The 23,197-nt window shown below is 49.0% G+C and carries 21 protein-coding genes; 10 read left to right on the forward strand and 11 right to left on the reverse strand.

Annotation, left to right across the window (positions count from 1 at the left end; translation table 11 throughout):
* Positions 1–20 precede the first annotated feature (20 nt).
* From FAY32_RS06960 to FAY32_RS06970, 4 genes are all read right to left on the reverse strand, one after another.
* Positions 21–2,006, reverse strand: coding sequence for a glycosyltransferase family 2 protein (locus tag FAY32_RS06960; RefSeq protein ID WP_143462728.1), 1,986 nt, complete (start codon positions 2,004–2,006; stop codon positions 21–23).
* On the reverse strand, positions 1,999–2,325 hold the full coding sequence (locus FAY32_RS14880) for a GtrA family protein (RefSeq protein WP_263862544.1): 327 nt from the start codon (positions 2,323–2,325) through the stop codon (positions 1,999–2,001). The genes FAY32_RS06960 and FAY32_RS14880 overlap by 8 nt, the downstream gene beginning before the upstream one ends.
* Positions 2,213–3,067, reverse strand: coding sequence for a glycosyltransferase family 2 protein (locus tag FAY32_RS06965; RefSeq protein WP_225428304.1), 855 nt, complete (start codon positions 3,065–3,067; stop codon positions 2,213–2,215). The genes FAY32_RS14880 and FAY32_RS06965 overlap by 113 nt, the downstream gene beginning before the upstream one ends.
* A 436-nt stretch (positions 3,068–3,503) precedes the next feature.
* Complete coding sequence (locus FAY32_RS06970; RefSeq protein WP_143462729.1) at positions 3,504–3,866, reverse strand: hypothetical protein; 363 nt, start codon at positions 3,864–3,866, stop codon at positions 3,504–3,506.
* A 210-nt stretch (positions 3,867–4,076) separates the two neighbouring features.
* Here FAY32_RS06970 and FAY32_RS06975 point away from each other — a divergent pair, with 210 nt between their 5' ends.
* Positions 4,077–5,453, forward strand: coding sequence for a hemolysin family protein (locus FAY32_RS06975; RefSeq protein WP_143462730.1), 1,377 nt, complete (start codon positions 4,077–4,079; stop codon positions 5,451–5,453).
* 75 nt (positions 5,454–5,528) lie between these two features.
* Here FAY32_RS06975 and FAY32_RS06980 read toward each other — a convergent pair whose 3' ends face one another.
* Both FAY32_RS06980 and FAY32_RS06985 read right to left on the reverse strand, forming a co-directional pair.
* Complete coding sequence (locus FAY32_RS06980; RefSeq protein ID WP_143462731.1) at positions 5,529–5,723, reverse strand: hypothetical protein; 195 nt, start codon at positions 5,721–5,723, stop codon at positions 5,529–5,531.
* Positions 5,713–5,928, reverse strand: coding sequence for a hypothetical protein (locus tag FAY32_RS06985; protein WP_143462732.1), 216 nt, complete (start codon positions 5,926–5,928; stop codon positions 5,713–5,715). Before FAY32_RS06985 ends, FAY32_RS06980 begins: the two co-directional genes overlap by 11 nt.
* A 375-nt stretch (positions 5,929–6,303) precedes the next feature.
* On the opposite strand from FAY32_RS06985, the gene FAY32_RS06990 reads away from it, so the two are divergent.
* Positions 6,304–7,230 (forward strand): AEC family transporter, encoded by a 927-nt coding sequence (locus FAY32_RS06990; protein WP_143462733.1) that lies wholly within the window; start codon positions 6,304–6,306, stop codon positions 7,228–7,230.
* A 179-nt stretch (positions 7,231–7,409) separates the two neighbouring features.
* Positions 7,410–7,922, forward strand: a complete 513-nt coding sequence (locus FAY32_RS06995) for a hypothetical protein (protein WP_143462734.1) — start codon at positions 7,410–7,412, stop codon at positions 7,920–7,922.
* A gap of 134 nt (positions 7,923–8,056) precedes the next feature.
* Here the strand turns inward: FAY32_RS06995 and FAY32_RS07000 are convergent, their stop codons facing one another.
* Both FAY32_RS07000 and FAY32_RS07005 read right to left on the reverse strand, forming a co-directional pair.
* The gene (locus FAY32_RS07000) at positions 8,057–9,493 is read right to left on the reverse strand and encodes a DHA2 family efflux MFS transporter permease subunit (protein ID WP_143462735.1); all 1,437 of its coding nucleotides are present in this window, start codon (positions 9,491–9,493) and stop codon (positions 8,057–8,059) included.
* Positions 9,494–9,623: 130 nt separating this feature from the next.
* The gene (locus tag FAY32_RS07005) at positions 9,624–11,141 is read right to left on the reverse strand and encodes an ABC-F family ATP-binding cassette domain-containing protein (RefSeq protein ID WP_143462736.1); all 1,518 of its coding nucleotides are present in this window, start codon (positions 11,139–11,141) and stop codon (positions 9,624–9,626) included.
* Between the two features lie 381 nt (positions 11,142–11,522).
* On the opposite strand from FAY32_RS07005, the gene nrdI reads away from it, so the two are divergent.
* Positions 11,523–11,993 (forward strand): class Ib ribonucleoside-diphosphate reductase assembly flavoprotein NrdI, encoded by a 471-nt coding sequence (nrdI, locus tag FAY32_RS07010; protein WP_143462737.1) that lies wholly within the window; start codon positions 11,523–11,525, stop codon positions 11,991–11,993.
* Positions 11,990–12,736 (forward strand): NADPH-dependent oxidoreductase, encoded by a 747-nt coding sequence (locus tag FAY32_RS07015; protein WP_143462738.1) that lies wholly within the window; start codon positions 11,990–11,992, stop codon positions 12,734–12,736. The genes nrdI and FAY32_RS07015 overlap by 4 nt, the downstream gene beginning before the upstream one ends.
* A 604-nt stretch (positions 12,737–13,340) precedes the next feature.
* Here FAY32_RS07015 and FAY32_RS07020 read toward each other — a convergent pair.
* Both FAY32_RS07020 and FAY32_RS07025 read right to left on the reverse strand, forming a co-directional pair.
* A complete protein-coding gene (locus FAY32_RS07020) occupies positions 13,341–14,534 on the reverse strand; it encodes an AAA family ATPase (RefSeq protein ID WP_158727555.1) in 1,194 nt (397 codons plus the stop codon).
* A gap of 210 nt (positions 14,535–14,744) precedes the next feature.
* Positions 14,745–15,911, reverse strand: coding sequence for an MDR family MFS transporter (locus tag FAY32_RS07025; protein WP_143462740.1), 1,167 nt, complete (start codon positions 15,909–15,911; stop codon positions 14,745–14,747).
* A 240-nt stretch (positions 15,912–16,151) separates the two neighbouring features.
* On the opposite strand from FAY32_RS07025, the gene FAY32_RS07030 reads away from it, so the two are divergent.
* The 3 genes from FAY32_RS07030 (at position 16,152) to FAY32_RS07040 (ending at position 17,241) form a co-directional block, all read left to right on the forward strand.
* Positions 16,152–16,379: a heavy-metal-associated domain-containing protein gene (locus tag FAY32_RS07030; protein WP_048733911.1), complete on the forward strand. Its 228-nt coding sequence runs from the start codon at positions 16,152–16,154 to the stop codon at positions 16,377–16,379.
* A gap of 31 nt (positions 16,380–16,410) precedes the next feature.
* Complete coding sequence (locus FAY32_RS07035) at positions 16,411–16,974, forward strand: Dps family protein (protein ID WP_143462741.1); 564 nt, start codon at positions 16,411–16,413, stop codon at positions 16,972–16,974.
* Between the two features lie 87 nt (positions 16,975–17,061).
* Positions 17,062–17,241, forward strand: coding sequence for a hypothetical protein (locus FAY32_RS07040; RefSeq protein WP_143462742.1), 180 nt, complete (start codon positions 17,062–17,064; stop codon positions 17,239–17,241).
* Positions 17,242–17,403: 162 nt separating this feature from the next.
* Here the strand turns inward: FAY32_RS07040 and FAY32_RS07045 are convergent, their stop codons facing one another.
* Positions 17,404–18,378 (reverse strand): LacI family DNA-binding transcriptional regulator, encoded by a 975-nt coding sequence (locus tag FAY32_RS07045; protein WP_143462743.1) that lies wholly within the window; start codon positions 18,376–18,378, stop codon positions 17,404–17,406.
* A 180-nt stretch (positions 18,379–18,558) separates the two neighbouring features.
* On the opposite strand from FAY32_RS07045, the gene FAY32_RS07050 reads away from it, so the two are divergent.
* Entirely contained in the window at positions 18,559–19,983 is a 1,425-nt protein-coding gene (locus FAY32_RS07050) for an SLC45 family MFS transporter (protein WP_143462744.1), read from the forward strand.
* A gap of 522 nt (positions 19,984–20,505) precedes the next feature.
* Positions 20,506–22,809, forward strand: a complete 2,304-nt coding sequence (locus FAY32_RS07055) for a glycoside hydrolase family 31 protein (RefSeq protein WP_143462745.1) — start codon at positions 20,506–20,508, stop codon at positions 22,807–22,809.
* Positions 22,810–23,197 lie beyond the last annotated feature (388 nt).

A 23,197-nucleotide genomic window follows, 5' to 3' on the forward strand; every position in this document is an offset into this window, starting at 1 on the left:
CACTCACTCTCTTTTCAAATTTAGAACCGGTTGAAACGCCGGCTAAAGCTACGTTCGAATGCCTGCGCCCGCACGATGAAGTTCATATAGAGCTCATCAAATGGGGTGATCCAGGTGTCCTGAACCCGCGGCAAGGTTTGGTTCGCCCCGTCGTAGATCAGCTGTAGATAATAATCGCGATTGCGGTCCGGTTCAACGGAAACCATGGCACTGTAAATAGCTTGCTTCCCTCGGTGACTGATGCGCGCAATCTTACCGTGCAAGATGATTTTCTCGTGCCGGTATTCGAGCTGAAAGTCTGTCTCGTCGCCTTCCTTAAGCGCAATACCACTGTCTTCTGGCATCGTGAAGGCAATCCCACCCTCAGAAACATCTTCCGTGGTGAATGGATGCCACGTCTTGTCACGACGGACTTGACCGGAAATCCGGCGTGTGAACCGTTCATTCTTCCGGTAAACTCGACGCCCCATAGCAATAAATAGGCACATACTCAAATTGATAAAGTGCATTAATAGCCAGAAGGTAATGACACTACCGACTAAGATTTCCGAACCATACTTGCCGTAATTGAACTTGATGATGGACACTAACGTAATGGCCCAGAGGAAAAAGTACGGCAAAATGTATAACCGATCTTTCAAAGAAATAGTCACGTTCTTCGCTGTCACTTTGAACTTTTTAGCTTTGATTCCCAACGTTTCCAACAAGACTGGAATGAAGAGGTATGGGGCAAAGAAGGTCTCCTGCACCTCACTCCAACGTTCATTTCGGATTTTCCCATTCGTCTCGTGCATGCCCGAGGTATCCCCCATCACGTAGTGTAGGAGAAAGTAACCGGGTGCCCACACGACCATGAGTACCCAGAAGTTGGCGTTAACTACTTGAATCTTAAAAAGCGCATAGAGAATCGGCGCGGTAATGTAGACCATCCGCCGAAAGAATGCCCACCAGTAAAAATAGGTGTTGATCAAGATCAACCGGTTGATCCAGGAAAGATTAGGATTCGTAAAGATGTGTAGGTTCCGGCAACTTTGGATAACACCTCGTGCCCACCGGGTCCGCTGTTTAATGACCCCTTTTAAGTCAATTGGCGTAATCCCACTAGATTCAGGTACCTTTGTCGCCAGACTGATGTAGCCTGCCATGTTCAACATGGTTCCCAGTTCAAAGTCTTCCGTAATCGTGTCCGTTGGAAAGCCCCCGACCTCGTCAACTGCCTTCCGTAAGAAAACAGCGTTCGATCCCGTAAACAAGGCCCGCTTGTTGCCCCCGTTAAGCACGTTCACATCGCGAGAAAAGAAATCCTGTTCGTTAGGAATCACCTTTTCGGAAAATAAATTGAATTGAAAAATGTCCGCGTTGTAAAAACTTTGTGGTGTCTGCACGAATCCCAGTGGCTCCGTATTGTCCGGATCTTCTTCCAATTCCCGAAAATTCTTCTGAAATAACGGTACCGTAGCGTTTAAGAAGCCAGAGAATGGGATCATGTCCGTATCAAAGATCACAAATAGCGGTGAATCCAATTTGGCCATCGTGCTGTTGATATTCCCAGACTTGGCTTGCTTGTTGTCGACCACTCCAGAGTAAGTGACGTGATAATGCTCAGCCAAGGCCTTAACCTCTGGTCGATTCCCATCATCCGAAATCACCACGTGGACCTTACTTTTATCAGGATAATCAATAAAGGTCGCGGCATTCACCGTTTTACGCAGGAGTTCAACGTCTTCGTTGTGAGTCACAATAATTAAATCCACATCGGGAACTGTTTGCGCTGGATCATAGTCCGGAATAGTAATGTCTTGCTTCTTCCGCGTCGCTAGCATCCGGAAGAAAATCAGGATGAATCCCGTAAAATTTGATAGGATTTCGCTAATCACCAAGAGTAACGCAAAAATTAGCGTAAAAATATTAGCATGCCACGGGATGGTAAAGAACACCCGCCACAACAAATAGATCACCGATAAGACAATGGCTAAGATGTAAACTGCTCGACGTTTATTAGACATGCTGTCCCTCTTTGAAAATCAGATTCTTTTGAATGTAGTAGCTAATCAGAAACAAACAGAAATCCCCCAACATTTTGGCAACCGTTGGCGCCCAGTGTGCTGAACCAAAGGGCAACATCACGGTCAAGCCATGTGTCAGATAGCCCGATGCGACCGTCTGAACGGCCAGCAAGGCACCATACTTTAACAAAGTTTGCTCACCAGCATTACCAAACACCATGTGGCGATTCAACAGATAATTGACGATAGCAGACAACAACCGGGCAATAATCGTGGCCACCATGATGGCCCGCAACGCGTGATTGCCAATGAGGCTCATTAGCAAAGTGAACAAACCAATGTCCACTAAAAACGAAACCACTCGCCGAGAATTTGAGAAAACGCGAGTAAATGGCGATAGAATCCCGAATCACCCGGAAATGAGAGGATGAATTACCATCGAGATAGATCGTCGGAATCGGTTGCTCGCTGATGGTCACGTGATACTTTTTTGCTTCGAGTAACATATCAAATTCAAATTCAAACCGTTCACCAGGGAAGCTAACCAACCGCTGAACGTAACTCATCGGAATGACCCGTAATCCAGTCTGGGTATCACTAATCGTTTGGTGCGTAATCAACCGCACTAACCCATCCGTCAACAGGTTACCAAACCGACTCCGAAATGGAATGTCCTCCGTGAACTTGCGCGCACCAATGACCAGGTCGTCTGGACGCTGACCCGCTAAGGCCAAGCACTTTTCCAAGGCCGCCACCGTATGCTGACCATCGGAATCCATGGTCGCAATCCCCGTCGCCGGTGTCGCTTGGTCGAGATAAAATTGAAAGCCCGTCTTTAAGGCCGCACCTTTCCCCCGATTATGGTCGTGGTGCAACACATGTAATCGGGGATCGGGCATCCTTTCAATCTGCTTAAAAATCAGTTGATGGGCCGCGTCACTGCCGTCATCAACGATTAGAATCGTTGAAATTGGCCCATTGCTAACCAGTAACTGGCGCAATAGGTCGATTAATTTTTGATCCGGATTAAGTGCCGGAATGAGTACACCAAAGGTTTGCATATTTATTTCCCCTGAAAGCCGAGGCGTTATATAAACACTCAACCTCGTTAATTAATTCCAAATAAAAATAGAATTGTTTTTCATATATAAGTCTACATATATGTTATAACAAAACATGAAAAGCGCCTAACGTTTCGGGACACTCTCAGCAGACTGGGTAGGCAAGTAATTTTCCATAATTAATCGCGAATCATCAGTTAATTTGTACGTTTTAATTTCGTTATTGGGGGTAACGGTTTCATGCACAAACCATGCTTAGTCCCAGGCCATCGTGTCGATTCATCATGCGCTGGGACCTAGCTCTAGCAGAATATCGTCTCAATTAAATCATATGTGGCGTTAATTATCGACTGGGTGCTTGTAATAATTACGTATAGAAAACAAAAAGTGAGCCCGAGATATTATCTCTGACTCACCTTTATTTCCAAGTAACAAATTAGTAGGTTGTTTGTTGAACCTCGTTGTTCACAATCTTTTCACCTAGAGCGTCTGCCAGGTCGTGCAAAGCTGCGTCTCTAGTCTTAACGATATCCATGTTGAAGATAACGGAATCGATATCCCCACCATCAAAATCGAATTGTTCGAAGTAAACGTACGGGTCATGGTCATCGTCGTCGTTTAAGAAATGCTTAGTTACAGCATCAGATAGCGCGGTTGCCCAGGCTAAATCTGCCATCTTTGGTAGGTCTTTTTTCGTCACATACCCCGGATCCAGAATCAACTTCGCTGCCTTTTCCACATCTTCTGCTGGAATGTCAACGGTTGGTGTTGCTGCTTTTTCCTTTGGTGTATCTGCCATAATCAAAATCTCCTTTGATGTTACTAAAATTAAGTCTAGTCCTTTTTGGTCAAAACGTTAAGCAATCCATTCTTTCTCTGACTTTTTTCGTCTGTTCGGTTGCTAAGCGAACTTAGAAAGGGTAGAATTTGCTACAATTCACCCCCTGTGAAAAGGCGGTGAGACGCGCTATAATAAAGAGACAGAACGATATGAAATGAGGAATGATGTGTGGATAGCGGTCAGATAGTTGTGAATCTAATTATTATTTTAATTACCTTCTTTTTTGCAGCTTTCTTTGTTGCCTGCGAGTTTGCTTTGGTTCAGACGCGTCCAAGTGCTTTGGAAGAAAAGATTGCGGCATTGGACAAGCCATCGACTAAGCTTAATCGGGCCATGAAAATGGTCACCAATTTAAATGAATATTTATCAACGACACAAGTGGGGGTTTCCCTCGCTGGAATCATCTTAGGGTGGATCGGGGAAACGTTCTTCGTTGACCTATTACTTGGCGGAATCGCCCCTGCCCACCTGAACACCGCCACGGCGCACACAATCAGTGTTATCGTCGGGGTGCTGCTGTTAACTTACTTAGAAGTGGTCTTTACTGAAATCGTGCCTAAGAACATCTCCATCGACATGCCAATGAAGGTGTTGATGCTCATCGTCACGCCGTTACACTACTGCCACGTCTTGTTCTACCCGTTCGTCTGGTTACTCAACACCAGCGCTTCCGGGGTTGTCAAAATGATGGGCTTGAAGGTTGCCAATGAAAGTGACGAAGTCTTCTCCCAAGCTGAAATCCTAAACCTTTCGCGGAGTGCCGTGGAAGGTGGCGAGTTGGAAAAGAACGACTTGGTCTACATGCAACGGGCCTTCGAATTAAACGACAAGGTTGCTAAGGATATTATGATCGACCGGACGCAGCTGATCGTCATCGACATCACGTCTAACGTTAAAGAAGCGTTGACGGTGTACCTGCAGGAACGGTTCAGTCGCTTGCCTGTGGTTGCTGACAATGATAAGGATAAGATCCTCGGTTACGTTTATAACTACGACCTCATTCGACAGCAACAAGTCGACTCCCACGTCCGCGTGGATAAGTTGATTCGTGACATCTCAACGACACCAGAAACAACGCCAATTACCCAAGTCCTTCAACAAATGATCAAGAAACGAACACCTATCGTGGTCGTTGTCGACGAATACGGTGGAACTTCCGGGATCATTACCGATAAGGATATCTACGAAGAGTTGTTCGGAACTGTTCGTGATGAAATCGACGATGCGAATGATCAATACATCTTCAAGCAACCTAGCGGCACGTTCCAGGTCAACGGGAAAATGACAACTTACGATTTCGAACGATACTTCAACGTTGATATCAAAGAGTTTGAATCGACCGAAACTGTGACGATGGCCGGCTACATCATCGATAATTACCCTGATGTGAAGGTCAACGATGTCATTCACTTGGAAAACTTCGACTTAAAGATTCTCGATTATGAAAATTCATTCATCAATTGGTTGGAAGTCACGGTCAATACGCCGCAAAAGCAGATTGAATTTCATGACACTGACGACAAAGATGACAAAAAAGATAACTAGAACCATTAAAAACAGGCCAGGACATGATTGTCCTAGCCTGTTTTTTTCGGTCGATCTTAAATCGGGTCTCTCTGATTAAGCCTTCGGTCTGTTCTTCTTGCCAAACAGCCCCGTAATCACATAGTAAATCCCACCAGCAATCAACAAGAGCGATACCCACCAAAAGACACTGGTCAATCGTACTGGCAAGATATCCCATACCATCAGTGCCAAAATCAGCACACCACTCCAAAAATCAACGGACTTATAAAAATATTTATTAAACGTCATGCTTTTTATGCTCCTTGTCATCCGTTGACTGATTACTGGTCAAGCCGCGAAATAATTCGTAGATGCCCACCATCAGTAAGGCAACGGAAAATATCCAATAAAAAAAGTCAGCCCCAATCGGCGATAATCCCCCAAAGCCCACAATCAGTGCTACCAACCCGGCCCAAAAATCAACGGATCGGTAAAATAAACGGTTAATGCGCATTTAACCTGTCCTCCTACCCCTATGAATCGGTGGCCCCTTACCATCCCTGTTCATTATATGACTAACTTCTCCCAAACAACAACCTGCCCAGAACTAATTCTGCCATTGATTGTTAATCACACACTTCGAATCGTCAAGTCAAGCCCCCACCCCAACTGCTGGCGGTGATGTTTCCTGGGTCCCGTCCCTAAAACCGTCGAGCAGCTGGGCAATTTTCTAACTATTGGCGTAATCATCACTGTTCGTTGCGGCGGACCACGGTTTGTCGTGAGCGTACGCTGGACCGTCTTCATTTATTTTCAAGCATTGACACGTTCATGAAAGCAGCGCCATAATAACCTTTGACTTGATCTTTTCAGAAGGAAGGCCCCCTAAATGGATATGGGACAATTAACCAGCCAGATCACCTTGATGTTTCTTTTAATGGCCATTGGACTGCTGATTAACAAGCTGGGATTCATGCACGGACAAACTGCCACCGATCTCACCAACATCTTACTCTACGTGGTATCCCCCTGCCTCATCGTGAATGCCTTTGAACAGCACTTTTCCGTAACTCGCCTCCAGGCTCTGTTCTGGGTAATGTTAGGGATTCTGCTCACGTATGGTGTCATGGTGATTGTCACCAACTTGGTTTTTAAACGCGTCACCGATGTCAATCTACAGCGCATTATGCGGTTTGGCGCTGTGTATTCCAACGCTGGTTTCATGGGCGTTCCCCTTGCCAGTGCGCTCTTTGGCAGCGCCGGTGTCTTTTTCGCTGTTGCTTCGCTCGCCGGCTTCAACATTTTTTGCTGGACGCACGGCATTGCCCTCTTTACGCCGCACAAGAATCAACGTCACATGAACTGGCACCAGATACTCTTAAATCCCAATATCGTGGCCATTGCTATCGGCCTGCTCATTTTCATCAGTGGCATTAAGCTCCCCAATCTGTTGAATCAGACCATCACCTACGTCAGCTCAATCAATACTCCACTGTCCATGATTGTGATTGGGAATAGCCTAGCCGCCGTCAAGCTAAATCGGCATACTCTGGACTATCGACTTTGGGCGCCCCTGTTTCTGCGAAATTTGCTCTTTCCGATCATCATGCTCTTCATGTTAAGGCTATTCGGTGTTCAGGGTATCCCGCTCTACACTACGGTTTTGATGGCTGCTTGTCCGGTTGCCGGTAACGTCGTTCTCTTTACCTTGCAAGCTCATGGTGACACCAGTCCAGCCGTTACACTAATGAGTCTATCAACGATTCTTTGTCTGATCACCATCCCAATCATTTTCGCGCTGAGCGATCTGCTCTGACTACGACTTCATCTTCAGTTTAAAACATAGCTTAGCCGTTATCACTGCTAATCATCCGCAATAAGCCTGTCTTTATTTATAATTTAATCAGGTTATAAATGATGTAATAGCATCTTTTTTTACAGTATTGTATAGTTGCTATTTAACTGTATAATTGTGCTAAAGGGGTGATTTACTTTATGAAACTTAAGCTTAACCTACTATTCGCGTTCCTTACCGGACTACTCATCACTATCGGCGGATCAACCGCCGTGGCCAAGCAAGCAGCGACGTCAACGCCAACCGCACTGCGCGGAACTTGGACACAGTACCATCCATCAGAGAAGAGCTACACTGTCGTTCAGATTAAGCCCCACAGCATCAGCTACCATTTGGAAAAAAATGGTAAACGCGTGGGGGGTAAACCTGCTGTCTTTACTTTCAAATCTAAGGGTTACCACCAGCTTAACGTCAAACGTTTCAATCATCCAAACGCCCAACCAAGTTACCAGCTGAATACTGCCCATCACTACTATGAAAAACTGCCACAAATGTGGATCGGTCACCAAACCATTAAGGGCCACCGTTACCGCGTCCTCAAAACCTATGAAAAGCGCGGTCACCGGGTTGGTGTCTTTACACCAAAGAAAATGACGGTCGATGCCACTTACGACTACGGGACACAGAAACCTGCATCATTCCTTGGTCATTAAAACGTGCCCCCAACTCGATAACCTGTTTGAAAACGCTTATGATTCGTCTAAAAAAGACGGCATCACCAGTTCTCATTGAGAACCTGACGATACCGTCTTTTGTACACCCTTCATCGTTCGGGCGTAGCTATTATTTATTTCGTTTCAGCCTTAGGTAACCGTAAAGCTAACAGGAAACCCACCAATGCCAACACAAAGGTAAAGTAGAACCCATAGTGAGTCCCATTGACAAACGCGCCAGCAGCATTGTTGGCACCATTAGCAATGTACGCCGCTTGACCAATCCCTAACAGACTGGTAGCAATCGCCGTCGCAATGGCGCCGACGATTTGTTGCAACGTATTCATAATGGCACTACCGTCAGCAGCGATTGGGCCCGTCAACGCGTTTAACCCGTGCGTTTGTGAAGGTGACATCGCAAGTGGTGCCCCAATCATCAAGATCACGTGGGCCAAAATAATGTACCAAACAGCCGTTGCGGTTGACGTTAAGGCCAACATCAAGGCCCCAACCATCGAAATGATAAACCCAATTCGGGCGGGCATCTGTGCGCCCACTTGGTCATATAAGCGACCAGCAACCGCAGAAACTACGGCGTTCATCACACCACCAGGGAACATGATGACCCCGGTCAACGCAACCGGTACCAACAGTCCCTTTTGGATGTACATTGGTAACAGATACATAGCGGACAAAATAATACCGAAGTTGATCATGACCAGCACGGCCCCCATCCGGAATCCCGGAATCGCAAAGGCCCGCAGGTTCAAGATTGGCTTTTCCATCGTCAATTGACGGTGGGTATACCAAGCCAGAACTAAGATACCAACAACCAAGGCACCAATGACAACGGCGGAACCCCAGCCCCGGTCACTCGCCATGCTCACACCGATCACCAAGCTCCCAAAACCAATCGTGGAGAGGATAATGGACAAGAAATCGACCTTTGGCCGTGTCACTTCAGCAATGTTCTTTAGCGATGTAACGGCAAACGCAAGGGCGATCACCAAGAATGGCACGAATAACCAGAAAATCCACCGCCAGGAAGCAACTCCCAAGACGATTCCGGCTAACGTTGGCCCCACGGCTGGCGCGAACATGATGACCAAACCAACCATCCCCATGGCAGCCCCCAACTTGTAAGGTGGGAAAATCTGCATAGCGACCGTAAACATCAGCGGCAAAATCAAGCCGGTCGCAATTCCTTGAATCATTCGACCAAAAAGAAGTATGCCGAAACCTGGTGCAGATGCCGAAATAATCGCACCGACCGTAAAGTCAATCAATGCGAACAGGATCACCTGCCGCGTCGTAAACCATTTCGTTAAAATACTGGATAGCGGGAGAACGATCCCCACCATTAACATATATCCGGTGACTAACCACTGAACCGTGGCCGTTGACACGTTTAATTGTGCCATTAATTGTGGTAACGCAATGTTCAGGGACGTCTCAGAAAACATCCCGACAAATCCCCCGATAAGCATCCCCATCATGGCAAGCATGGGGTGAGCAACTTGTACCCGTGCTTTTTTTGCCATTTCAGGTTGGCTACTTTGTACTGAATCCATTCGTTTTCACACTCACTTTCATTTCAAAACACAATGGATTACTCTAACAGAAAAAAATTCTTTTCGTAAGTACAAATTTAGAAAAACTTAAAAGTAAACGTTTTCTTGTGAAATTTCTATCCAAAACCCTCTATTTTGACGATTTGATAGCCGCAATCTGTTCACGAAGTTCCTTTAAACGTTGCGTATCCAATTCTGGTGCCATCATCGCTTGATCATACTCAAATTGTAATCGTGGCAAGTCCGTTGCTGGTGTCCCCACCGCTGTTCGTGCCGGGTCCGTCAACTGATGATCAGCAAGGGTCAACGTCCGCGTTGCCACGTGTTGCCGGAAGGTCTGGTCATGGGCCACAAAGAGCACGGTGCCCGGGTAGCCCTGCAGAAAGTCTTCCAACGCCCGTAAAGCCGGCAAATCCAAATAATTCGTGGGTTCGTCTAGAATCAATAGGTTGCTGGCACTGACCAAAATCGTCAGCAATTGCAGTTTGACCTGTTCACCGCCGCTGAGGTCCCCCACCAGCCGGTCGTAGAACTTAGCTGTTAATCCAAACGCTCCCATGATTTGGCGTGTCCGGTTCTGATCCAGGGCCGTGGCCGTCCGAATCACCTGCCAGACCGTCTTGTCCAATGGCAACTCCGTCATGTCTTGATGGAAGTAACCGACCCGCGCACTCGGTGCCAACCGGGTCTGCGCAGCATGGGCTAAAATGGCGTCGATCAAAGTCGACTTACCACTACCGTTCGGTCCGGCTAAAGCCACCCGTTCACCCGGCTTGATTCGCAACTTCACGTGTTGCAACAGATCATGCTTTCCACGAGTTAAATGTAAGTCGTCCACCGTGATCAAATATTTCCCGGTCACTGGTGGTAAGTCCGTTGCAACCAACTTCAAAGCGGCCGTCTCATGGGGCTTCACCGTTGTCGTCTGGCGATTGGCACGTTCTTGTAATGCCTTCGCACCACGTTCCATTTTACCCGCGTTTTGTTCCCGGACGGATTTACTGTTGGCCCGCTCCATGGCACTCATGCGCTTACTACCCTTGCGAACGCGAGCCGCCTTTTCGTGCCGGGCCTGCACGGCTTGCTGTAATTCACGCCGCTCCCGTTGCTCATGCTGGTACTGTGATAACGTATTTTGCCGGCGCTGTGCCCGATAAGCCTCAAAGTTAGCGAAGCTTCCGTTGTACTGCGTGTAGGTGTGCTCTTCCAGCGACCAAATTTGGGTCGCCACGTGGGCCAACAGGTCTCGGTCATGCGAAATCATGATCAGTAAGCCGTTGAAATGGTTCAGCTGTTCCGTCAACCAACGTTGGTGATCATCATCGAGGTTAGCTGAGGGTTCATCTAAAATTAAAATTTCTGGTCGTTGCGCTAAGGCGACCCGAATCCGGTCCAGCATACTCTGACCACCGGAGCGGCCCGCAGTTGGCGCAATCTGTGGCACCAAGGTCACCGGGGCCGTCACGTTGCGTTGCCCGGCAAAATCCGTATCTTGACCACTGATAATCCGTGCTAAGGTGGTCTTTCCAGTTCCATTAGCGCCAATAATGCCAACGCGGTCACCCGTTTGGGCGGTTAAATGGTCAACGGTAAATAATGTGACTCCCGCGACCGTTTTCGTTAAATTCGTTAGTGTTAGTTGTGTCAAAAAGTCGTCCCCCTTTTGTAAGCAGGGATTGTGGGTCCAACCGACCAATTTTCAGGTACAAAAAAGTGGCCGCTTTCCGTTCGGAAATGGCGCCCACTGGTTGCTTGGCAACTCAGTCGGCGTAACCCATCAATCCCAATTGCAGGCCCACTCCACCCCTTAACGGTGATGAAGCTGACTAACATTTGTGGATTGAATTAGTTACGCATCGGCTGAATACCTCGTTCTTTCTTAAAGTAGCTACAGAATAGCATATCGTTTAAAAATTGACAAGTCCCGACTTATCTAGCTGATATCACCCCGCCTAAAATCTTAAGAGCATTCCTGCCCAAATCCGTGTACACTAGGACTAAAGAATTTGGTGAAAACGGAGGAACAAACATGCAACCTTTACGACTATTATTCATCTCAATTGAGGGCAATACCCGGAGCTTCGTTGAACACCTGACCGCCTATGCCGCTAAGCAACACGCTGCTGATGCCAGTCTTCCTGAAATCGAATCTAAGGAAATCAGCGAAGCCAGCGACTTTGAGGACGAGACACAACCTTACTTTTGCTTCGTCCCGACCTACCTCGACGGCGGCAACGGCATCGACAACGGCGTGAAGGAGCTGATGACCAACGTTATGGGCGAATACATCGCTTACGCTGACAACGCCCACCAGTTACTCGGCGTAGTCGGCAGTGGCAACCGTAATTTCAATGAACAATACTGCTTAACTGCTAAACGTTACGCTCAGCAATTCAACGTCCCATTCGTTGCCAATTATGAATTACGCGGTGTTCCCCGCGACGAGACTCGGGTCTACGATGCCCTGGTCGCCCGTGCCAAGGAGGTGGCCCAAGCTTGAATCCAACATTAACCACCCTCATGGCGCACCGCAGCATTCGCCAATTTACCGACCAACCGTTGACGGCAACAGAAGTCGACACGCTTATCACTGCTGCGCAGCACGCGCCAACCAGCACCTTTTCTCAACAATACAGCATCATCAGTGTGACCGATCCGAAAAAACTGGCCGTCTTAAGTGACATCACTGGCCATCATTGGTTGAAACGTGCTGGCCACTACTTTATCATGGTCGCTGATCAATACCGCAACCAACAGTTGGTACCGGCAACTGCCACGACCCAGGCTAACCTCCACAGTCTTGATAAACTGCTGGCCGCTATCTTCGATGCCACTATCGCGACAGAAGCTATGGTCACGGCCGGTGAGAGCATGGGGCTCGGCAGTACCATTATGGGCAGTATTCTGAACGATGCCCAACGCGTCATCGACCTGCTGGACCTGCCACCACTGACGTTTCCCATTCTCGGTCTCGCCATGGGTCACCCCGCCGAACAACCGGAACAAAAACCACGGTTGCCGCAATCACTCATGCACTTCACTGACGGTTACCAACGATTGGCAGCCAATGATCCAACGCTGATGGCTTACGATCACCTCATCACGGATTACTACCATCAACGCGGCAGTCACCAGCGCGATGAGACCTTTACGCACCACATCATTAGCGAAATGAATCGTGACCCGCAAAACCGGGCTACTATCTTAACTGCTTTACAACATCAAGGATTTTTAACTCATTAACTAGTTGAAAGATAAAATCCAGGTCTCATCTCAGTATGGGTAAGCTGTCACACCGTTAAATTAGCCTAAATTGAGCGCACTCCGGCTGCCAGGGATTCCGCCTGCTGTGGGGACGCTTCAGCCTGGCAGAACACCAGTCTTCTCGCTCGATTTGAAGCCACGAAAACCACGTGTCTCCAAAGTCGCCCGTGCTGTAAGCTGGCTCACCAGCTAACACCACTTTCACGGCCGGCTCCATCCCTGACCTCCTCCGACGCTGACGGCGTTTTATCAAGACAACGACAGCTACCTGGCATTTTTTGAATTCGCTTAATAACGACCATTATGGTTATTCTCAGAGTCGTCTGAGAACACAATGTAAGCCGAGAGGTCGGCAGATATGAGCTCAGGCGCGTCGTTCTACTTAGTCAGTAAGTGACTTTCTTACTGGCTTAGTAGAAAACCAAGCTTGTAGACTCGGACCCTTCGAGGCTTCAAGTTGTGTTCGCACCGTTCCAGCTCATATCTGCCGACCGGTAAGGCGACTAGCCCACCAAGTTGCCTACTTTTAGGGCTACTGTTGTTGGTAGAAACCGCACTTTGGAGCTTTATTAACAGGCGTGCGTCAGCCCCGAAATGGACTGATCGACGCCTTTTTATTTTGCAATAAATGGGGATTCAACGCCACCTGCAAGCCAGCTACATCAATGGGGCGCGCCAATGGCATCTCTGTGACCGTCGTCAGCGGGAGTAATTGACTCTCACCCCGATAGTTTTTTTCGGCCAAATAGATCTGATCCGGACTCAGCGTTTCCTCAATCAGGAGGGGCTGGTTCGTGACTAGGATCAGTTGGCTCCGATTGGCTGCCGAGTTCAATAATTCCAATAAGGCTTCGACCACGATGGGTTGGACGGCCAGCGCGAATTCATCGGCTAACACAGTTTGGGGATACGGTGCCCGTTGCGCGGCAATCATGGTCAGCCCCAATGTTACCAGTTCCTGAATCCCTAATGAGGCTTGCTGGAGCGGGAGTTCATCCGTTCCAACGACTTCGCCCTCTTCATTGTATTTTTCATAGATGAGGTATAGATCAGGTCGGGTAAAGGCCGAGCCATCCAAAAACTGCACGGCCACTTGGTGTTGTTCGATTCCTGCGACCTCACTATCCACAGCCTGGAGGTACTGCATCAGCTGATTCGTAACCCAGTCGTCAATGACTAAGCCAGAATTGGGGCGCTTTTCGAGCACCAACAAATCCTCATTAAACCAGCGAAAAGCTGCAATGGCTGGCCCATAATTCCAGTTTTGCAACGTGTACAGTAGGAGCATGTTGGGCCGGGTGTTGGCCACCGCAACAGCCTGATCGGCGGGAAACTGAGTCACCTCGCCATTTTCACGAACAAAGAGCACCTCATAGTCCTCACCAGTCGTCTGGGCCAGGGATTCATTGATCACGTGGGTCGCGTCATAGCTGAGCACGTAGCGGTAACGCCGGTCGCCACGGGTAAAGTTCACGACGAAATCAGTCTGCCCGTTCTTAGACCCTTCATCGAAGCGAAACGGATCGAAGGGCAGGTCATCGGCAATCTGTTCGGTCGGCGTCACGACTAAGCGTTGGAGCATCGCCAACCCCGCTAACAACGTACTCTTGCCGGCCCCCGCAGCGCCAAAAACGGCCGCACATTTCAACAGGCTTAATTGGTTATCTACGGTGAGCGTCTTTTGCGGCCGCTGTAACGTCCCACCCGTCGCCACCAACGATAGCGTCGCGGCATCCTTGAACGAACGAAAATTAGTCAACGTAAAATCAATTAGCACGATGAAAACCTCCCTTATGTACTTGTGAATGTTACGCCAGTTATACTGATTCACAACTACTTGCATTCGATTCAGGGAAATCGGCTATAACAGCTTTAATAATCAGTCCATATTTGACTTTAGAACCCGTCACCTCCGGAAATATCACTACTTTCTTTGGGTTGCTGGTTGTTGTAAAAAGGCCGCCTTCACCAGAAGACGACCCCATTATCACTTATTTAATTTAGCTATATTCAAGCGATTCCGCACCATCACTGCTGCTAATGCCAACAGCATGAACGCTGTGACCGACCAGAACAATGACTGGTAATTGCCATATTCAATGATCAGACCACCATATAGGGGCCCAACTGCCCGGCCAAAGGAAATTGCCATATTATAGATTCCTTGGAACTTCCCCTTATCATTGTCGCCTGCCAGTGAATCGATCCACGCGGGGATTCCCGGGAAACCGGTCATTTCACCCACCGTCAGGATAATCATCGTGATCACAAACATCGCATAGCTCTTGGCGAACACCAACAACAAAAAGGACAGAATAAAAATCAACGACCCCACCGCAATCTGTGAACTCATCTTAAAGTACGTCCCAATTCGATTAGCCAGTGGTTGGCCGAACACGATCAATAGCCCGTTCAGCGTCCAAAGCAGACTGTAATGTTCAAACGAAATGCCCAGATTAGTCATGTGGACCGAGATCACACTTTCCCACAGTGAGTAACTGAGGTACATGCAGAACACCAAGAGGGCGATCAACCAGATCAAGTTTAGTTGCGCTGGCTTGGCTGGTCCCTTTTTAAGGTGCTTGGTCTCCTGCACAATCTCCATGCGGAAGTCCGCAATAAAGATGATCAAGAGAGCGGCATAGCACACGCTGGCCGTAATGAAGACCAGTTGCACCCCATGATCCATTAAATAGCCGACCATCAAGGTTCCCAGCACGACCCCTAAGTTCATGCCGATGTAGAGCCAGTTAAAGACCCGGCGACTGCTAATTTGGGTCACGTTCGCCGCAAATGAGTTCACCACGGTCATGACGATCCCGTCACCTAACCCGATAAAGAGCAGCATAATCCCAAAGATTGGCCAACCGTGGAAGAAAATCAATAAGACCATTGGGATCAGGGAGCACAGGGTGCCCACCACGCCCGAGAGAAACGGTGACCACTTATCAAATAACACGCCACCGAGCCAATTGCCTAAAATCATGCAGAGCGACATGCCCAACAGGGCCACTCCGGCTAATGCCAACGTTTGGTGAAGCTGATTATGCATATAAACAGTCGTTAACGGCCACATGCACGCGGCAGCGGCGTTAAGTAGCAACGTTGCCGAGAGAATCCCCGCTAAACTGACTTCCTTTCTGGTCTTCCACATTTCATGTCCCTCACTTCTTCTAGATTCCACCCCTCATTGTCGCATACTCTAGAAAAATCCGAAACGGTTAGGTGACTAAAAAGGTTGTTAAGTCGGCATTTATGGGCAACTTCTCATAATTATTTCAATAAAAAGGAAAAAACTTTGCCCGACTTGATTTGAGTCAAGTTCTTTTCGACCCGTGCCCCGTATACTAGGTCTTGTAATCAAGACAAACGAAAACCTGAGGAGGTTTTAATTATGAGTAAAGTAACCATGAAGTTAGACGATCTGACCTGCCCATCTTGCATGACCAAGATTGAAGGTGCGCTCAGCAAAAAAGACGGCGTCAAGGACGTTAAGGTCCTGTTCAACGCTAGCAAGATCAAGGCCGAATTCGATGATGCGACTGTCACCGCTGAAAGCTTAGCCGACACAGTCACCGACCTCGGCTACACCGTTAAGAGTTCTAAAGTTAAAGCCCTCTAAGCCAGTTAAAATCTGAAAGGAAGTTCATCCAATGACTACAACTACCATGACTATCGAAGACCGTTACGCTGCCGAACAAGCCCAAACTGAGCACGACCACCACGTCCCAACGGCCGGCGCCATGACCAACCACATTCTGGCTAACCTGCACATCTCAATTGTGAAATTCCACCAAGTACGCTGGTCCGTCAAAGGCCCATTAGCCTTGAGCGTGCGGCACCTACTCAGTGACTACATCGCTACCTACCGCGACCAATTCGACGCCTTAGGTGAACTTCTCTTAGACGAGGGCGAAACGGTCTCCACAACGACCAAGGAATTCCACGACTACAACATGCTCCAAGAAGGCGGCGACAAGAAGTACCTCAGTGCCGAAGACCAAGTCAGTGAGCTGGTTCGCGACGCGGATACCCACAACCTCTTTATCGACCGGGCCATCAAGCTTGCCGAAAAGGAAGAACGCCCAGCCTTAGCTAGTTTCTTAGTCAATCTGCGGGGAACGAACAACCACATCATCCGTGAACTGCAAGCCGTTCTAGGCAACGATGCCCGTGACGGTCTGGACGAAGAAGACGATGACGATGATGAAGACTAATCTTTAACTTTGAGGGAACGTCAACACACTGCGAGGTGCTGGCGTTTCCTTTTTACATCCCCTATACTAGAGGTAGGGGTGATTTCATTGCATACATATCTTCGCCGAATCGGCATCGGCTGTCTCTTTATCTTTTCACTGTTGATGGCCACCGTGGCCACACATCTGCTGCCCGCGTATACGCTTTTACTTTATATTTTGGCTGGTATTTTCTTGATCAGCGCCATCGTTTTGATTTTTAATCGACGCGCACCGGATGACAAGTGAATCGGTATTGATTCTTATTTGCCGTTTGCTTAGTTTAACATACAAAAGCAAACAAACGTTCGAAGAGAGTGAACCTGTACTTACTCTTTACAATCTTTACACAGCAAAGGACCGCGGCAGACTTGTCGCGGTCCTTTCTCTAGTTTTAGCTAAAACACAAGGTTAGCCCACACGTTTGACACTTCCACGTTCCACCAGTTTGACCGGGACGAACGTCGCCGCCGCTTCGCCCAGCACTCGATCGACGCTCTGGGCACCAATCTGATAAAAATCCTGCGTCAAGCTGGTCAATGCCGGCGTGGTGATCCGGCAAATATCGGTCCCGTCAATGCTGACCAGCGACAACTGCTCTGGCACTGCGATACCCGCTTCCTGGGCCGCATTCAATAACCCCGCCGCGACCATGTCACTAGCCGCAATGATGGCCGTGACCTTCAGTGGGAGGAATTCCGCCAACAACTGCCGCCCCGATTCGTAACTGTAATCGCCGTATTTAATCGTCGTTTCCTGAATATCACGTGCCGCTAACGCCCGCCGGTAGCCAGCAATTCGCTGACTCCCCGTGTGGTAGGTGTCAACGCCGGCGAGACCAATGTGCGTGTGACCGTGATCCAGAAGATAGTCCGTTGCGGTTGCCGCCAACTTTTCATTATCTGAACTGACTGCTAAGACTTTGTCGGTACCCAAATAGACCGAGACAAAGCAGAACGGCACGTGGGATTCCTTTAGCAGCGTCAGATCCTCTGCATCCGGCTCAATCGCCGCCAGTAAAATACCTGACACCGCGCGTTCCAGCGCCGTCACGATTGCTTGATGCTGCAACTCGGCGTTCCGGTTGCCCGCGTATAAAATAATCACGCCCTGCCCCAATTCGCCGGCCCGGCGTTGAATCCCGTCGATAATTTGCGTGGAAAAGTTGGTTGGCGTGGCGTTAATGATCAACGCAATAATCGCTGCCTTTTTCTTGACCAACTCCACGGCGGTTGAATTTTTTCGATAGCCTAACCGCTTGGCTACGGCCAAAATTTTAGCCTGTGTTTTCTCACTATACGTTCCCGTTTTATGGCTCAGCACTCGTGAAACGGTGGCAATCGACACGCCCGATTCGGCGGCGATATCCTTAATCGTTGGTTTCATCCGTCCCCCACCTCACTTTAAGATACTCCCATTATAGCCTTAAACCGGCCGTTTTCCTAGTTAAAAGAGTAAACGTTTACATTCCTTCCGAATAGGCATTGTAAACGTTTACGTAACGTGCTAGTATGATGGTGTTGAAAGAAGTAGCCATTATTTAAAACTCAAGGAGATGCCATTACCATGAATCAACCAGCAACTAACTCGCTGGGAAATCACAAAGTCACCACGGCTGCCCCATCTAAGACCAAGCGACTCGCGAACTCCCTGCCTAATTTACCGTTAAAAACACTATTTGCCATCACGTTCGGCTTCTGTGGGGTCAACATGGCCTTTTCCCTGCAATCCTCACAGATGAGCCGCATCTTCCAGACCATCGGTGCTAACCCGACTAACCTGGGACTGTTCTTCATTCTGCCCCCGCTGGCTGGCTTAATCGTGCAACCCTTAGTCGGCAAATATTCCGACCGAACCTGGAACCGTTTCGGTCGGCGGATGCCCTACCTGTTGTTCAGTGCCCCCGTTGCCGCTTTAGTGATGATCTTACTGCCTAACGCCGGCTCGTTTGGCTTCGGCTACGCGTCCATGGCGGCTCTGATCTTCGGTGCCGTTGCCATTCTGTTCATGGACCTGTCCAGCAATATCTGTATGCAACCCTTCCGAATGATCATTGGGGACATGGTCAACGAAAAGCAAAAGGATAAAGCTTGGTCTTGGCAACAAGCCTTCAGTAACCTCGGTGGTGTCCTTGCCACACTGTTACCGTTCATTCTGACCTTCTTCGGTGTCGCCAACACTGCTAAAAAGGGTGTCGTTCCATTATCCGTTCGTTTGGCCTTCTACATTGGTGCCGCCATCCTGTTAGGCATCTCTGCTTACACCATCCACACGGTCAAGGAATACGACCCCGACACTTACGCACTCTATCACCACATTGACCCGCAAGCACACAAGAACACGAAGCCCCTTTGGAAGTTGATCAAAGACGCGCCTAAAGCGCTCTGGGAAGTTGCCGTCGTTCAAATGTTTGCTTGGATCGGAATTCAATACATGTGGACCTACACGACTGGTGCTATCGCCCAAAACGTTTGGCACACCGCCAATGCCGCTTCTGCTGGCTATCAGGCCGCCGGTAACTGGTACGGGATCTTAACCTTCATCCAGTCCATGGCCGCCGTGCTCTATGGCTTCTTAGTCTTGTCACACACCAATCCACTCAAGCGGAAATTCTGGTACCGTTTCGGTATTGCCTGCTTCGCCGTTGGCTTGATCTGGGTCTTCTTCATTCACAATCAATACCTCTTGATCCTGCCATTCTGCCTGATCGGCATCGGCTTCTTCACGGTTCACGTGGAACCCTTTAACATCTTCACGTCGTCTCTGGACGGATCTAACGAAGGGTCTTACATCGGTATCTTCAACGGAACCATCTGCTTGCCACAAATCATCGCCTCAGTTGCCAGCTTCCTGGTCTTCCGGATGGTCGGCAAGTCCATGCCCGGCATGATGTTGGTTGCCGGCATTTCCATGTTGATCGCCGTTGTTGCCATCAGCATTATCAAATCAGACAAGCCGCAAAAGGATCTGTCCGATAAAGCTGCTGCTTAATACTTCCACCTGCGGCTGCCAGATATTTCGGCGTCTGTGGGGACCACCTGCGGCCTGAGAAACGGTCCTCCGGTTCGGTTTGAAGCCTGTCAAAACCCGACAGTCTCCAAACACGTCCCACGCTGTAAGCCGAGTCAGAACCTCGGCTAACACCGTCGTCACAGCTACCTTCATCTCTGTCCGCCTCCGGTTACACTATTCATTACGACGAGGTGAACATCGTCGAAATAGCAATATATTACCACCGTAATTAAAAGCTGCCGACGTAGCCGTGAGTGCGTTAAATTTGGACCCAGCCGTGGGATTTTTCAAGCGACCTACTTGAAAAATGGCGACTTTGAGACAGTGTTTTGCTGGCTCAAAGCGAGGTCAAAGACCGCTCCTCAGGCTTTGACCGTCCTGCCCACCGCGTTCCGGTCCAAATTTGGCGCACGGTAAGGCGGCAATTAACCACCACCCCGTGCGCTTCAACCTGTAAGTCCTATAATTGAGAAGAGTAAGAGAAAAAGGAGATACCTTGTTATGACTGCTTTACCAACTTATCAACAAAAAGATCAAACCGTTACGTTTCACTATCCCGACCACGATCTCCAACTGACCGTGTTGACGCCAGCCATCGTCCGCGTGTTCGAATACCGGGGTAACGATGGGGCTTCCTACGCCATCGAGGGCAACAAACAGACCGCGACTGATTTCAAATTGACCGATGCCGGCGATCACTACGAACTGACCACCAGTGCCTTGACCATCAAACTCGATGCTGACCGGCACGTCGACGTTTACGACGCCAATGGCAACGCCCTGGTCACCGATTATCGTGGCGAACGGACCCTGCTCGACAAGGGTGTCGACAAGGTTCACGAACGTTTAGTCGAAGCGGAAGGCCACAGCGTCACCAAGTCCACCGTCAAGGCCAACTCCAGCTACTATGAAGTCGTCAAGACGTTGGCGCCAGATGAACACCTCTACGGCTTGGGTGACAAGACCGGCTACCTCGACAAACGGGGCTTCGAGTACGACAACTGGAACGTGGACAACCCCTCTCCTCAGTTGGAAATTTTACCCAACATTTACAAGTCCATCCCCGTCATGCTGGGCTTAAAGAATGGTCATCCTTATGGCTTATTCTTCGACAACACCTACAAGAGTCACTTCGACATGGGCAAGGAAAGTGACCACTACTACTTCTACTCCGCCGTTGACGGCAACCTTGACTACTACATCATTGGCGGTCAAACGTTGAAGGATGTTGTGACCAACTACACCTACCTGACCGGCCGCACGCCATTACCGCAGAAATGGACGTTGGGGTACCAACAATCTCGTTGGGGCTACAGTGCCAGCGAGGATGAAGTCCAAGAGATCGCCGATAACATGAAGAAAAACGACCTCCCGTGCGATGCCATTCACTTTGACGTCGACTACATGCGCGGCTACCGAGTCTTCACCTGGGACAAGGCCAAGTATGCCGATCCTAAGAAGTTTGTCAGCAGCTTAAAGGGCCAAGGTATCAAGGTCATCCCCATCATCGACCCCGGTGTTAAGCAAGATCCCGACTACGACAAGTACGCCGAGGGCATTAAGAACAACTACTTTGTCAAAACGCCCGCTGGTAAGGTCTACATCAACAAGGTTTGGCCTGGCGACTCTGCCTTTCCTGACTTCGGTCGGCCCGATGTCCGCAAGTGGTGGGCCAATAACAACAAATTTTTGACCGACATGGGCGTCGGTGGTGTCTGGATCGACATGAACGAACCCGCCACGTTTGAGGGTGAAATTCCAGACGATGTGGTCTTCCACGACCAAGATACCCCGTCGACCCACAAGAAGATGCACAACGTCTACGGTCACAACATGGCTAAGGCCACCTATGCTGGCTTGAAGGCCCAGCAAGGCAAACGGCCCTACGTCATCACCCGGGCAGCCTACGCCGGCACGCAGAAATACTCGACCGTTTGGACCGGTGACAACCGCAGTATGTGGCCACACATCCAAATGATGATTCCCCAACTGTGTAACCTTGGTCTGAGTGGTTTTAGCTTCGTCGGCACCGATATTGGTGGGTTTGCCTCCGATACCTCAGCCGAACTCCTGACCCGGTGGATCGAAGCCGCCATCTTCAGTCCCCTGTTACGGAACCACGCGGCCATGGGCACGCGACACCAGGAGCCATGGAGCTTCGGTGAACCGACCTTGTCCATTTACCGCAAGTACCTGAAGCTACGCTACCGCTTCATTCCGTACCTCTATGACCTGTTCGCTCAAGAATCAACGAACGGCCTGCCAATCATGCGGCCACTGGTCTTGAATTACCCAGAAGACGCCCGGGTACGGGACCTCGATGACGAATTCATGGTCGGCGACAACGTCTTAGTTGCCCCCATCGTGCAAAAGTCCAAGGTCAACCGGACCGTTTACCTGCCGGCTGGCGACTGGATCGACTTCTGGAACAACCGCGAATACCCTGGTAACCAAGACATCCTGGTCGACGCACCACTGGATAAATTACCGCTGTTCATCAAGAAGGATACCCTGTTGCCATGGGGCCAAGAAGTCAGCCACGTTGCCGAAACGCCCGACACGACCATGACCTTCAAGGCATTCGGTCAAAACGCCAGCTACGACCACTACCAAGATAACGGTAGCGACTTCAACTACGAAGATGGTGAATTTAACCGTTACTTGATCACGGTCAAAGATGGTGACGTTAACGTCACGTTGACCCACAGCGGTTTCAAGCCGGTCTACCGGACGATTACGGTCGACCTGCCAGCCAAGTCCGTCACGTTGACTTATGACGCGGCTAGTCAGAGTTATCACATTTAGTTATGACGTTGTTTAACAAGTTAACCAGCCACTAGAAAATCCCGTAAAGGCAGTGAAAATTAACGCTGTCTTTACGGGATTTTTACATCCGTTTGCTATGCTATTTAAAATAACCGTCTAAAAAGAGGTGGCTTACCATGCCGACACCAGATTACCAACTTCTCCAGGATTACCTGCCAGCCTCCTCGGCAACACCAGCTCGCAAGTGACCATTTGACCCTCAGAGGCGACGTGCATTAGCAAATCGGGGACTTCATTTTTTTCATTGAAAAATATAAATACCGCGTTACAGCGCCTAGCCTTTATTCTTCTTAACCCATACGAAATATTTTATAATCCGATAAATACTTTCACCAACCAACGACAAAAACCACAATGTAAAATAAAT

Source organism: Levilactobacillus enshiensis (genome assembly GCF_007115095.1).
Lineage (GTDB): Bacteria > Bacillota > Bacilli > Lactobacillales > Lactobacillaceae > Levilactobacillus > Levilactobacillus enshiensis.

What these genes read in the sequence shown, in the direction of transcription:
- FAY32_RS06960 (WP_143462728.1), bottom strand. Translation starts at nt 2,006, where the DNA reads ATGTCTAATAAACGTCGAGCAGTTTACATCTTAGCCATTGTCTTATCG.
- FAY32_RS14880 (WP_263862544.1), bottom strand. Translation starts at nt 2,325, where the DNA reads ATGAGCCTCATTGGCAATCACGCGTTGCGGGCCATCATGGTGGCCACG.
- FAY32_RS06965 (WP_225428304.1), bottom strand. Translation starts at nt 3,067, where the DNA reads ATGCAAACCTTTGGTGTACTCATTCCGGCACTTAATCCGGATCAAAAA.
- FAY32_RS06970 (WP_143462729.1), bottom strand. Translation starts at nt 3,866, where the DNA reads ATGGCAGATACACCAAAGGAAAAAGCAGCAACACCAACCGTTGACATT.
- FAY32_RS06980 (WP_143462731.1), bottom strand. Translation starts at nt 5,723, where the DNA reads ATGACGTTTAATAAATATTTTTATAAGTCCGTTGATTTTTGGAGTGGT.
- FAY32_RS06985 (WP_143462732.1), bottom strand. Translation starts at nt 5,928, where the DNA reads ATGCGCATTAACCGTTTATTTTACCGATCCGTTGATTTTTGGGCCGGG.
- FAY32_RS06990 (WP_143462733.1), top strand. Translation starts at nt 6,304, where the DNA reads ATGGATATGGGACAATTAACCAGCCAGATCACCTTGATGTTTCTTTTA.
- FAY32_RS06995 (WP_143462734.1), top strand. Translation starts at nt 7,410, where the DNA reads ATGAAACTTAAGCTTAACCTACTATTCGCGTTCCTTACCGGACTACTC.
- FAY32_RS07000 (WP_143462735.1), bottom strand. Translation starts at nt 9,493, where the DNA reads ATGGATTCAGTACAAAGTAGCCAACCTGAAATGGCAAAAAAAGCACGG.
- nrdI (WP_143462737.1), top strand. Translation starts at nt 11,523, where the DNA reads ATGCAACCTTTACGACTATTATTCATCTCAATTGAGGGCAATACCCGG.
- FAY32_RS07025 (WP_143462740.1), bottom strand. Translation starts at nt 15,911, where the DNA reads ATGTGGAAGACCAGAAAGGAAGTCAGTTTAGCGGGGATTCTCTCGGCA.
- FAY32_RS07030 (WP_048733911.1), top strand. Translation starts at nt 16,152, where the DNA reads ATGAGTAAAGTAACCATGAAGTTAGACGATCTGACCTGCCCATCTTGC.
- FAY32_RS07035 (WP_143462741.1), top strand. Translation starts at nt 16,411, where the DNA reads ATGACTACAACTACCATGACTATCGAAGACCGTTACGCTGCCGAACAA.
- FAY32_RS07045 (WP_143462743.1), bottom strand. Translation starts at nt 18,378, where the DNA reads ATGAAACCAACGATTAAGGATATCGCCGCCGAATCGGGCGTGTCGATT.
- FAY32_RS07050 (WP_143462744.1), top strand. Translation starts at nt 18,559, where the DNA reads ATGAATCAACCAGCAACTAACTCGCTGGGAAATCACAAAGTCACCACG.
- FAY32_RS07055 (WP_143462745.1), top strand. Translation starts at nt 20,506, where the DNA reads ATGACTGCTTTACCAACTTATCAACAAAAAGATCAAACCGTTACGTTT.